At 72.8% G+C, this 10,397-nt stretch carries 9 protein-coding genes and 3 pseudogenes; 4 read left to right on the top strand and 8 right to left on the bottom strand.

The window, feature by feature from the left end; genetic code table 11:
* Positions 1-299 (top strand): annotated as a pseudogene (locus FVA95_RS31425) (hypothetical protein); the annotation flags it as partial.
* Positions 300-384: 85 nt separating this feature from the next.
* On the opposite strand, the gene FVA95_RS26085 reads toward FVA95_RS31425, so the two are convergent.
* The 5 genes from FVA95_RS26085 to FVA95_RS26070 all read right to left on the bottom strand — a co-directional run bounded on the left by FVA95_RS26085 (position 385) and on the right by FVA95_RS26070 (position 3,556).
* Positions 385-624 (bottom strand): hypothetical protein, encoded by a 240-nt coding sequence (locus FVA95_RS26085; protein ID WP_149666492.1) that lies wholly within the window; start codon positions 622-624, stop codon positions 385-387.
* Between the two features lie 127 nt (positions 625-751).
* Complete coding sequence (locus FVA95_RS26080; protein ID WP_149666491.1) at positions 752-1,420, bottom strand: class F sortase; 669 nt, start codon at positions 1,418-1,420, stop codon at positions 752-754.
* Positions 1,421-1,524: 104 nt separating this feature from the next.
* Positions 1,525-2,325 (bottom strand): hypothetical protein, encoded by an 801-nt coding sequence (locus FVA95_RS26075; protein WP_149666490.1) that lies wholly within the window; start codon positions 2,323-2,325, stop codon positions 1,525-1,527.
* Between the two features lie 177 nt (positions 2,326-2,502).
* On the bottom strand, positions 2,503-2,658 hold the full coding sequence (locus FVA95_RS31060; RefSeq protein ID WP_161992455.1) for a hypothetical protein: 156 nt from the start codon (positions 2,656-2,658) through the stop codon (positions 2,503-2,505).
* A 64-nt stretch (positions 2,659-2,722) separates the two neighbouring features.
* Positions 2,723-3,556 carry a LuxR family transcriptional regulator gene (locus FVA95_RS26070; protein ID WP_161992454.1) on the bottom strand — a complete coding sequence of 278 codons (834 nt, stop codon included), beginning with the start codon at positions 3,554-3,556 and terminating at the stop codon, positions 2,723-2,725.
* 310 nt (positions 3,557-3,866) lie between these two features.
* On the opposite strand from FVA95_RS26070, the gene FVA95_RS26065 reads away from it, so the two are divergent.
* The gene (locus FVA95_RS26065) at positions 3,867-5,561 is read left to right on the top strand and encodes an AMP-binding protein (protein WP_149666488.1); all 1,695 of its coding nucleotides are present in this window, start codon (positions 3,867-3,869) and stop codon (positions 5,559-5,561) included.
* Between the two features lie 119 nt (positions 5,562-5,680).
* Here FVA95_RS26065 and FVA95_RS26060 read toward each other — a convergent pair whose 3' ends face one another.
* On the bottom strand, positions 5,681-7,672 hold the full coding sequence (locus tag FVA95_RS26060; protein WP_149666487.1) for a Rieske 2Fe-2S domain-containing protein: 1,992 nt from the start codon (positions 7,670-7,672) through the stop codon (positions 5,681-5,683).
* 127 nt (positions 7,673-7,799) lie between these two features.
* Complete coding sequence (locus FVA95_RS26055) at positions 7,800-8,381, bottom strand: TetR/AcrR family transcriptional regulator (RefSeq protein ID WP_240051741.1); 582 nt, start codon at positions 8,379-8,381, stop codon at positions 7,800-7,802.
* 112 nt (positions 8,382-8,493) lie between these two features.
* Between FVA95_RS26055 and FVA95_RS34050 the strand changes: the two are divergent.
* Together FVA95_RS34050 and FVA95_RS33270 are read left to right on the top strand one after the other, a co-directional pair.
* Positions 8,494-9,309: pseudogene (locus tag FVA95_RS34050) on the top strand (phosphotransferase family protein); the annotation flags it as partial.
* Positions 9,310-9,604: 295 nt separating this feature from the next.
* Positions 9,605-10,243, top strand: a complete 639-nt coding sequence (locus tag FVA95_RS33270) for a hypothetical protein (protein ID WP_149666486.1) — start codon at positions 9,605-9,607, stop codon at positions 10,241-10,243.
* On the opposite strand, the pseudogene FVA95_RS26040 reads toward FVA95_RS33270, so the two are convergent.
* Positions 10,203-10,397: pseudogene (locus FVA95_RS26040) on the bottom strand (IS256 family transposase); the annotation flags it as partial. The gene FVA95_RS33270 and the pseudogene FVA95_RS26040 sit on opposite strands and share 41 nt — an antisense overlap.

Genomic DNA, 10,397 nt, shown 5'->3' with positions numbered 1-10,397 from the left:
GCCACTACCACGACATCGGCATCCTCGAACCGGCCCACATCGACCCCGACACCGGCTACCGCTTCTACGACACCGGTTGTGTGGGCGCGCCGTACGGATGGCCGATCGGGCCGCCGGTGATGCAGGTCCTCGGCCTCGGGCAACCAACGGCATTCGAGGTCGACCCGGCTGTGGTGCTGGCCTCACGGCGGGCGAACCCTCCGGATGGCCGGCGACCGGGACACCGTGTTGTTGCCGGCGCACTTCCATGGCGCGGTGCTTCTCGAACCCGCGCCGCGATACCCGGCGTCACGGCCTGACCCACCTACGGAAACCGGGTCGAGCGAAGTCCGGGCAGTCCGCCCGCCGACCGGCAGAAGACCTCGAGAGCTGACCGGCGAGCTTTCACAGCGCGCGCCGGGAGACACGACGGCCCCGCCGGTTGTCGGAGCCGCGGACGACGAGCGGAAGCTCGCGAATGTCGCCCGGTGGCTGATCTCCGGCGCAGGACCGCCAGCTCCCGTCCGCGGTCCGATCCTGGTCCTGCAACGCGGTGTGCAACATGCCGAAGGCCAGCGCCCCGGTGCCGTCGTACAACCGGCGGAGCGCGTCCAGGTCCCCGCTGCGGATCCCGCGCAGCAGCACGGCGAGTTCCCGCGCATCGCGGACCAGACCGTCGCCTCCCCGGGGTCTGCGGCGCCACGATCGAACGGATCGGGGGCGGCCTGCGGCGCGCGGTCACCGAGCACACCGGCGGCGCTGGCCGTCGTGATCAGCCGCGGTTGCTGCCGACGAGATGGGCGAACACCACGGTGTTGTCCCGGTAGCTTCGTGCTGCCGAGTCGAAGTCGCCGCCACAGGTGATCAGTCGCAGTTCCGCGCGGTCGACGTCGCCGTACACGGATTCTGTCGGAAATGCATTCTTGGGAAATGAGCGGACCTCGTCGACGCGGAATGTCGCGGCGATTCCGTCGGCCCGTGTCACGGTGACCTCCGCGCCCGGGCGCATCCGGCCGAGGTCGTAGAACACCGACGGGCCCTCGGTGGCCGAGTCGACGTGGCCGAGGATCACCGACGGGCCGCGGAAGCCCGGTGCCGACGACCCGCGGTACCAGGACGCCCGGTCGTAGCCGGGGCCCGGGGCCGGGACCTCGAGGGTGCCGTCGGGTGCGAGACCCGACTGGTCGACGACCGACTCGACCCCGATCGACGGGATCGAGATCGACCGGGGCGGGGAAGGCGGGAGCACCTCGCCCACCGGGCTGGCCCCCGCGGGAGCGGTGCCGGCCACGGCCGGTCCCGCGGGCCCCGCGGCTACCGGATCCGGGGGGCCACCCGCGGTCAGGGTCGACACGAGCACGACCACGCCCGCGACCTCCAGCAGCAGAGCACTCAGCGGGGCGAGCAGCCGCCGGCGGCGGGACGGGTGTGGTGCGGTCATCTCTCACGCTCCGGTGCCGGGTCGAGCAGGGGTACCGGTCGTCGTGGTGACCACGACCGGAGCCGGGGCACCGCCCGCCCGTGCGGACGTCCCCCGGCGTGTGATCAGTGCCCGCGGACGCCGCGGCGGCGGACGACCAGCACCAGCGCGGAACCGGCGAGCAGCGCGACGCCGGTCACGACCAGCGCCGTGTCGGTACCGGAGGTGTTGCCACCGCCGGTCTCGACGCCACCCTGCGGCATCGGCATGGTCCCGCTCGTCGTGTTGACGACGATCGTCGCGATGCCGATGGTGGTGCCGCCCTTGAGCGCGTCGGTCGCGAAGGCGCCGTTCAGGGCCTCGGCGGCCCCGGCGTTCAGCGTCACGGTCGTGCCGGTCAGCGTCGCGGTGCCCGCCGACCCGTCGATCGTGATCGGCTTCAGGGTCGAGCCGTTGAGGTCGAACAGGGTGGTCGACTCGGCGACGGTCGTGCCGCCGGCGCGGACCCGGCCGGTCAGCACGGCGGGGTCACCCGGGTCGATCACGAAGTTGTCGAGCGTGACCTCGGTGTCGCCCTTGGTCAGGGTCAGCCCGCTGCCCATGTGCTCGATCCGGCCCTGCACGTAGGGCAGCACCTCGTTCGGCTCGTAGACGGTCACGTTGCCGCCGGTGATCGGGAACGAGGCGGCGCCGTCGGCGATCGAGGCGGACCCGAACGGGCCGGGGGTGACGTCGAGCGAGGTCAGCGCGTCGGTGAAGCCCTTGTCCAGCGCGACCGAGGTGCTCTCACCGGTCAGGTTCGAGATCATCGCGACCGGCGGCGGGTTCTCCTGGGCGGAGGCGACGCCGGCGCCCAGCGCGGTCGTCGCGGCGGCGACCAGCCCGACCGTGGCCAGGCCGATCACACGGCGTACGGAATTCGGCATTGTGGTTCTCCTTGGATCGCACCGACCGACGGGCGATTCCCGGCGACCTCTGCCCCTGTATTCGGTGACCGGAGCACAGGGGTTCGGAGAAAATCGGATCGGAATTATCCGAGGCCCGGAAAATGTCACGGGCGACGGAATCCGGACCCCGGGCAGCGGAGCGTGTGCGGCCGCTGCTCAGCCGTCGGTATGGCCCGCCCTGCGGTGCCGGAAGCGGGTCTTCATCTCGGCGACACCGTCGGCGAACCGCTCGGCGTGGATCTCCTCCACGACGGCGGCGTCCCGGGAGTCGAGTAGTTCGAGTGCACGGACCTGTTCGGCGGACAGGTACATCGGCGTCACCCCCGCCTCTGGGTTCGTACCGGAGGCGGGGTCGGTTCACCGGCCCGTCAGGTGGTCAGATCAACCCCGCCGCACGGGCCGCGATGACCGCCCGCGCCCGGTTCCGGGTGTCGAGCTTGCGCATCGCGCTGTGCAGGTAAGCCTTGACCGTCCCCACGGTGATCCCGAGCTGCGCCGCGATCTCGGCGTTGGTCGCTCCCACCGCGACGTGCTGCAGCGCCTCGATCTCCCGCGGCGAGAGGGCGGGAGCCTCCCCGCTCGTCCGGCCCGCCGTCGGACGCGCCCCGGCCAGGCCGTCCCGGATCCGGCTCAGCCGGTCGCGCAGCTCCGGGTCGTCGGTGGTCTCGATGAGCGCGGCGAGCTCCCGCAGCGCGCCGGCCCGGCTCTCGGTGTCCGCGGCGGCCGGGGGTGGGTGCCGGTCGAGCAGGGCCGTGGCATCCCGGACGATGTTCGCGGCGATGACGCCTGCGTTGCGGACCGCGACGTCGCCGATCGGCCCGTGCTCGCGCATCGCCCCGTACATCACGCCGCGGACCGAGCCGCGGACGACGATCGGGTACGCCAGGATCGACGCGAGCCGCTCGTGCTCGACGACGACGTGGTCGTAGTCGTGGGTGATCCCCGAGGTCGAGGCGTAGTCGCTGACCCGGCACGGGATCCGGCGGGCCATCGCGGCGCCGCCGAGCCCGCGTCCGGACAGGACGCTGAGCAGCCGCAACGAGTCACCGAAGGTGCCGATCAGCTGGTTGATCGACAGCTGCTGCCCGTCACCCACGGTCCGGGTCGTCCCGCCGAACACGACCGGCAGGCCGGTCGTCGCGCTGAGCTCGTGGAGTCGCCGGGGCATGACCCGGTCCAGGGCCCGGGCGACGGCGTCGTCGTCCAGCACGAGTGCTCCTCCCGTCCGTCCGCGCGGCATCGGCCCGCCCGTCGTGTCCCAGCTTCTCACCGGCGCGGACGGTGGAGAAGTGCGCTGGTCCACCCGGACGGGAGCGGGCGCCCGCCACTACCGACTTCGGTTGGTAGCGGCGTCCGGGCAGCTGCGGAGAGTCTGTTCCCCGAGAGACCCGGCCGCGCTCGACGAGGAGCCCCGCATGCACACCACCGCTGCCCCGGTGCCCCTCTGAGCGAGGCGATGCCCGCGACCGCCCCGACCCGCGGTCCGCCCCATCCCACCGACCCGGAGGACGTCCGTACCCATGGGCAACCACGAGATCTACCGCGACGCCCGTGACCGGCTCGTCGCGCTGCACGGCGAGCACGAGAAGGCCGTCGCCGACTTCACCTGGCCGCAGTTCGACGGCGCGTTCCAGTGGGCGCACGACTGGTTCGACGTGATCGCCGACGGGGAGACGCGGACCGCGCTGCGCATCGTGGAGGAGGACGGCGCCGAGGGCGCCTGGACCTTCGACGAGCTGCGCCGCCGCTCCAACCAGGTGGCCCGCTGGCTGGCATCGCACGGGGTCGGGCGCGGGGACAGCGTGCTGGTCATGCTGGGCAACCGCGTCGAGCTGTGGGAGTCGATGCTCGCGGTGATGAAGCTCGGCGCGGTGATCATGCCGACGACCACCGCGCTCGGCGCCGTCGACCTGCCGGACCGGCTGGAGCGCGGTGGCGCCCGGTTCGTGATCGCCGACGCGTCCTGCACGGGCAAGTTCGACGGACTCCTCGACGGGCGCACCGCGATCTCGGTCGGCGGCACCGCCGAGGGCTGGCTGGACCTCGCCGACTCCCGCGACGTGGACGACGCACCCGTCGAGCACCCGGGCACCACCGCCGACGACCGGCTGCTGCTGTACTTCACCTCCGGCACCACCAGCCGGCCGAAGCTGGTCGAGCACACCCAGGCGTCGTACCCGGTCGGACATCTGTCCACGATGTACTGGCTGGGCATCACCCCTGGCGACGTGCACCTCAACATCAGCTCGCCGGGCTGGGCCAAGCACGCGTGGAGCTGCTTCTTCGCCCCGTGGATCGCCGGGGCGACGATCTTCCTCTACAACTACGGCCGCTTCGACGCGGCGTCGCTGCTCGCCCAGATCCGGGACAAGGGCGTCACCACGTTCTGCGCGCCGCCGACGGTGTGGCGGATGCTGATCAAGGCCGATCTGTCCGGCGGGCCCGGCTCGCTGCGCGAGGTCATCGCGGCGGGCGAGCCGCTCAACCCGGAGATCATCGAGCAGGTCCGGGCGCAGTGGGGACTGACCCTGCGCGACGGGTTCGGCCAGACCGAGACGACGGCGTCGGTGGGCAACACGCCCGGCTCCGTCGTGAAGCCCGGGTCGATGGGCCGCCCGTTGCCCGGTGTGCCGGTGGTGCTGGTCGACGAGCTCACCGGCGAGGTCTCCGACACCGAGGGTGAGATCTGCATCGACCTCGCCCGGCGTCCCACCAGCCTGATGGTCGGGTACCTGGACATGCCGGAGAAGACCGCCGACGCCATGGCAGGCGGCTTCTACCACACCGGCGACACCGCGACCCGCGACTCCGACGGCTACCTGTTCTACGTCGGCCGCACCGACGACGTGTTCAAGGCCAGCGACTACAAGATCTCGCCGTTCGAGCTGGAGAGCGTGCTCGTCGAGCACCCGGCGGTGCTGGAGGCCGCCGTGGTCCCGCAGCCCGACCCGGTGCGGCTCGCCGTGCCGAAGGCCTACATCGCGCTCGCCCACGGCCACGAGCCGACCCGGGAGACGGCGGTCGCGATCTTCGCCCACGCCCGGGACCACCTCGCGCCCTACCTGCGGGTGCGGCGCATCGAGTTCTTCGAGCTGCCGAAGACGATCTCCGGCAAGATCCGCCGCGTGGAGCTGCGGGCCCGCGAGCGTGACGAGGCGGGGGCGGCCGCGGGCGGGGAGTGGCGTTACGAGGACCTCCCGGAGCTGAGTGCCTGACGGTCGCCCAGGAGTCCTCCGGACGGATCCGCCGAGCCGCCCGGGACCGGACGGCCGGCCCGTCTCCGGCGCGATGCCGAGACGGGCCGGCTGACCCGTGCCCGGGTCGCGCCGCGACGTCACAGGTCCAACTGCACCTCGGACCCCGCGGCCCGGGAGACACACACGCAGAGCCGGTCCCCGGCGGCCCGCTCGTCGTCGGTCAGGTAGGTGTCGCGATGGTCGACCGCACCCCCGAGCACCGGTGTCACGCAGGTACCGCAGATGCCCTGTCCACAGGAGGAGGGCACGTCGACCCCGGCGGCGGTGAGCGCCTCCAGCAGGGTGTGGTCCTCGTCGACCTCGACGGTCCGCCCGCTGCGCCCGAGCACGGCCTTGAACCGCCGGGCGCCCGCCGGGGCGGTCCCGGTGGCGACGAAGCGCTCGTCGTGCACCGTGCCCGCCGGCCAGCCGTGCGCCCGGGCCCGGTCGTGGACCGCGTCGATCAGACCGGCCGGACCGCAGACGTAGACGTGGTCCCCGGCTCCCGGCGAGGCCAGCACCCGGTCGAGGACGGCACCGGTGCCGGCCGGGTCGAGCCCCAGGTGGTGGATGGTGGCGGGGTCGGCAGCCAGCTCGTCGAGGAACGGCAGGTGCGCCTCCGAGCGGGCGAAGTGGTGCAGCTCGACCGACTCGCCGGCGGCGCGCAGCGCCCGCAGCATGGCGATCAGGGGGGTGATCCCGATGCCACCCGCGACGAGCACGTGCCGGGTCGCCCCGGCGGCGAGCGGGAAGGTGTTGCGGGGTGCGGAGACGGCGACCGGGTCGCCGGGCCGCAGTGCGTGTACCGCGGCCGAACCGCCCCGGGACGGCTCCTCGCGCTGGACGGCCAGCGTGTAGCGGCCGTCGCGGGAGTCGTCGCACAGCGAGTACTGGCGGACGAGGCCGCCGGCGAGCCGCAGGTCGACGTGGCCGCCCGGCTCGCCCGGGGGCAGCGGGCTCCCGTCGGCGGCGGCGAGGTGCAGCACCCGGATGCCCACCGCGGCCTCGGTGATCCCGGCGACGACGGCCGGGGTCCACCGGGGTCGGGGCGCCGGGCCCCGGTCCTCGGCGATCAGCCGGTCCATGATCCGCCGCCAGCGCACGACGCCGGAGTCGGTCTCCAGCAGCACCGGCTCCGGCGCGGTGTCCTCGCAGCGGGCGAACGCGGCGATCGTCGCGTGCTGCGCACGGATCATCGGCTCGTCCTGCTCCTCGAACGCGAACCGGCGCAGGTCGGAGATCTTCAGCCGCATCTGCGGGGTCTCGGTGCCCGGCCGCACGCCCCAGCGCGACGCCGTCGTGAAGTAGTGCGTGGTGCTCGCGGTCTCCGGGGTGAGGATGTGGGTGCCGAGGTAGCCGACGCCCTCGGAACGAGGCCGTCCCGGCGTCGTGACGCCGACGTCGAGCAGCAGGTGCGACGGCGCGTTCCACCGGAAGTCGGTCCAGGTGTCGACCGGGGCGCCGTCGTCGTGGAACAGCATGTCGAACATGCCGGGGGGAGGCACCGACGCGGACTCCCGCACGACGTTGACCGTGTCGCCGTCCTGCCGCACGGTCGTCGCGGTGTCCAGCATGGCGCTGTTCCCGAGGATCCCGTCGTGCAGGAAGCTGGTGTGGCTGCAGTCGAGCAGGTTGTCGACGATCAGGTCGTACGGCACGTCCATGACCAGGTGGTCGCGCCGGGTCGTGGTGTCCTCGGCGTCGAGGGTGCCGAAGTCGGGCAGCAGACCGTGATCGGGCTCCCGGTCACCTGCCCACCACCAGACCGCACCGTGCCGCTCCACCACGGTGTGTGCGGTGACCGCTGCGGCGCGCGGGACCACCCCGGCGCCGTGCGGGTTGCGCACGCACGCACCCGAGGTGTCGAACTCCAGGCCGTGGTAGCCGCAGGTGATCGTCCGGCCGTCGAAGCGGCCGCGCGACAAGGGCGCGAACCGGTGCGGGCAGCGGTCGTCGAGGGCGACCGGTCGGCCGTCGGCGTCGCGGGTGAGCAGCAGCGGCCGTTCGAGCACCGTCCGCGACAGCATCGTGTCCGGGGTCAGCTCGCCCGACCAGGCCACCAGGTACCAGGTGTTGCGCAGGAACTCCACGACGCGTCCGCCCTCTCCGTCGACGACGTTTCTGAACTCACTCGTTCATGAATGTGCGGCGACGGGTGTGCCGGGTCAAGGGGCGCGGCGATCCGGAGGCGATGTGTCCCGGTCCGGATGCGGCGCGTCAGGAGCGGGGGAGGAAACCCGGCAGGACGGCGTCGACGACGTCGGCCGCCCAGGCGTCGTCGAGGTCGCGGCCGGCGAGGTGGTCCGCGTAAAGGTTCCCGACCAGGGTGCTGACCAGCCGTTCGACGTCGACAGTGGGGTCGAGGTCGCCGCGTTCGACCCCGGCCCGGAGCACGGCGGCGATGCCCGCCCGGCGGGGCAGCAGCGTGCTCCGCCGGATCGTAGCGAGCAGCTCGCCGGAGACCGGCTCGTCGGCCAGGCAGTTGCCGACGACGGCCATCCCGCCGACGTCGTCGTACTGGCGCCGCATGGCGTCGAGGTGGGCCACGAGATCCTCGCGCAGTACACCGGTCGACGGCGGCACGTGGTCGACCTGCAGATGCTGCAGCGCTGCGGCGAGCAGCTCGGAGCGGCTGCGCCAGCGGGTGTAGACGGTCACCTTCGACACCCCGGCCTCGGCGGCCACCCGGTCCATGGTCATCCGGGCCAGGCCCTCGGCGGCCAGCAGTCGGACCGTCGCCTCCAGCACCGCGACGTCCTTGGAGCGGTCCCGTGGGCGTCCCCGCGGTCGGTCGGTCACCGATCCAGAGTAGATCCGGCCGGGTCGGCGGACCGGAGCCCGGGTTGCATCTTTCTAATTCGGATTCTAATCTGCGAACGTCCGGCCGTTCCCCGGCCCACGCAACGTCGCGGTGAGGAGTCCCGGTGATGCCCCGTCCCGACGGATCACGGCCGGACAGCCCGTGCCAGGGTGCGGCGTGACGGCGCCCCCGGCCCCGCCGGCGTTCACGGGCTGGCTCGGCGACCGGGTCCCCGGGCTCACCCCGCCGTTGCGGCTCGTCCGCGTCGGCGCGGGTCAGTCCAACATCACCTCGGTGGTCACCGACGCCGACGGGCGGGAGTGGGTCCTGCGCCACCCGCCCGCCGGCGCCCCTGCCGGATCGCACGACGTGCACCGTGAGGCCCGTGTCCTGCGCGCCCTCGTCGGGTCGGGCGTGCCGGTGCCGACGGTGGTCGCCGAGGGGACCGACGCCGGGGGGATCGACGGCCCGTTCTACGTCATGGACCGGTCGCCGGGCGCCCCACTGGTCGACGAGTCCGACGCCTCGGCCTGCACCCCGCGCCAGCGACGGGAGCTGTCGGTCGAGACGGTCGAGGTGCTCGCCCGCCTGCACGCGCTCGACCCGGCCGCCGTCGGTCTGCAGGGACTCGGCCGTCCGACGGGCTTCCTGGAACGCCAGACCGCCCGGACCGTCCGGAACTGGGCGGCGTGGGGGGAGGGCTCCGCGGCGACCCCCGCGTGGGAGGAGTGCCGCCGTCGCATCACCGCCTCGGTGCCTCGTCAGCAGCGCACGGTGATCACCCACGGCGACTACCGGCTGTCCAACCTGCTCGTGCGGGACGGCCGGATCACCGCCGTGCTCGACTGGGAGCTCTGCACCCTCGGCGACCCGCTGGCCGACCTGGCGTGGCTGCTCGACGACTGGCGCTCCCCGCAGGAGCCCGCGATCGTCATCCCCCGTCCCACCCGTGCGGGCGGGTTCGCCGCCCGCTCCGAGATCGTCGACGCCTACGCCGCCCGCACCGGCCTGGACGTCGGCGACCTCGACCACTACTGCGCCTTCACCCACTGGAAGGCCGCGACCCTGCTGCAGGGGTCCTCGTCCGCCGACGCTCCGGGAGCATGGGCGAGCACGGGGCCCTCGACCTGCATTCGCTGCAGGACTCCGTCGAGCACCTGCTCGACGGGGCACTGCGCCTGCTGGGCCGCTGAACCGCCACCCGAGACGCGGAGAGGACACCGTGCGCCCCGAGGACGACTACACCCACCCGGTTGGGCCCGAGCCCCACTTCAACGAGTCCATGTACGTGCACTTCAACGACCCGGTGGCGCGCCTCGGCGGCTTCCTGCGGATCGCGAACCGGCCCAACGAAGGACGGGGCGAGGTCACCGTCTGCCTGTTCCTCCCCGATGGCAGCCTCGGCTTCTCCTACGCCCGCCCCGAGGTGACGTCGAACGAGGCGTTCGACAGCGCCGGGATGGCCTTCCGTGTCCGCGAACCCTTGCGACACCTCGACGTCTCCTACGCCGGGCCGCTCACGCTCGTCGCCGATCCGGCGGCGATGGACGACCCGCGCACGGCGCTGGGCGGCAGCCCGACGGTCGAGGCCGTCGTCGAGCTGGCGGTGCACGGCATCGCGCCCGTGTTCGACCACAGCTTCGACACCGACGGGGGCTCCTTCGCCCCCAACCACTACGAGCAGCCGCTGTCGGTGCAGGGCCGGATCGTGGTCGACGGGGTCGAGACCGCGGTCGGCGGCCACGGCCTGCGCGACCACTCGTGGGGCCCGCGATCCTGGCAGGGGGTCTGTAACGAGAACGGTGGTTCCGGCGATGTTGTCAGTAGTGCTCGGCGCCCGGCCAGCGGTCACCGAAAGTGATGGCGAAGGCGTTGAGGACTGGCTTCCAGCGCATCATCCATCGGGTGTGGCCTCGTCCGGTCGGGTCGAGGCTGCGGGTGACGAGGCTGCGGGTGACAAGGTACAGACATTTCATCGCGGCCTGCTCGCTGGGGAAATGCCCTCGCGCTCGGAC

Origin of the sequence: Pseudonocardia sp. EV170527-09 (assembly GCF_008369905.1) — a bacterium.
Classification (GTDB): Bacteria; Actinomycetota; Actinomycetes; order Mycobacteriales; family Pseudonocardiaceae; genus Pseudonocardia.
Note: the sequence above shows the minus strand (reverse complement) of the source record. Positions and strands in the feature narration are given on the sequence as shown.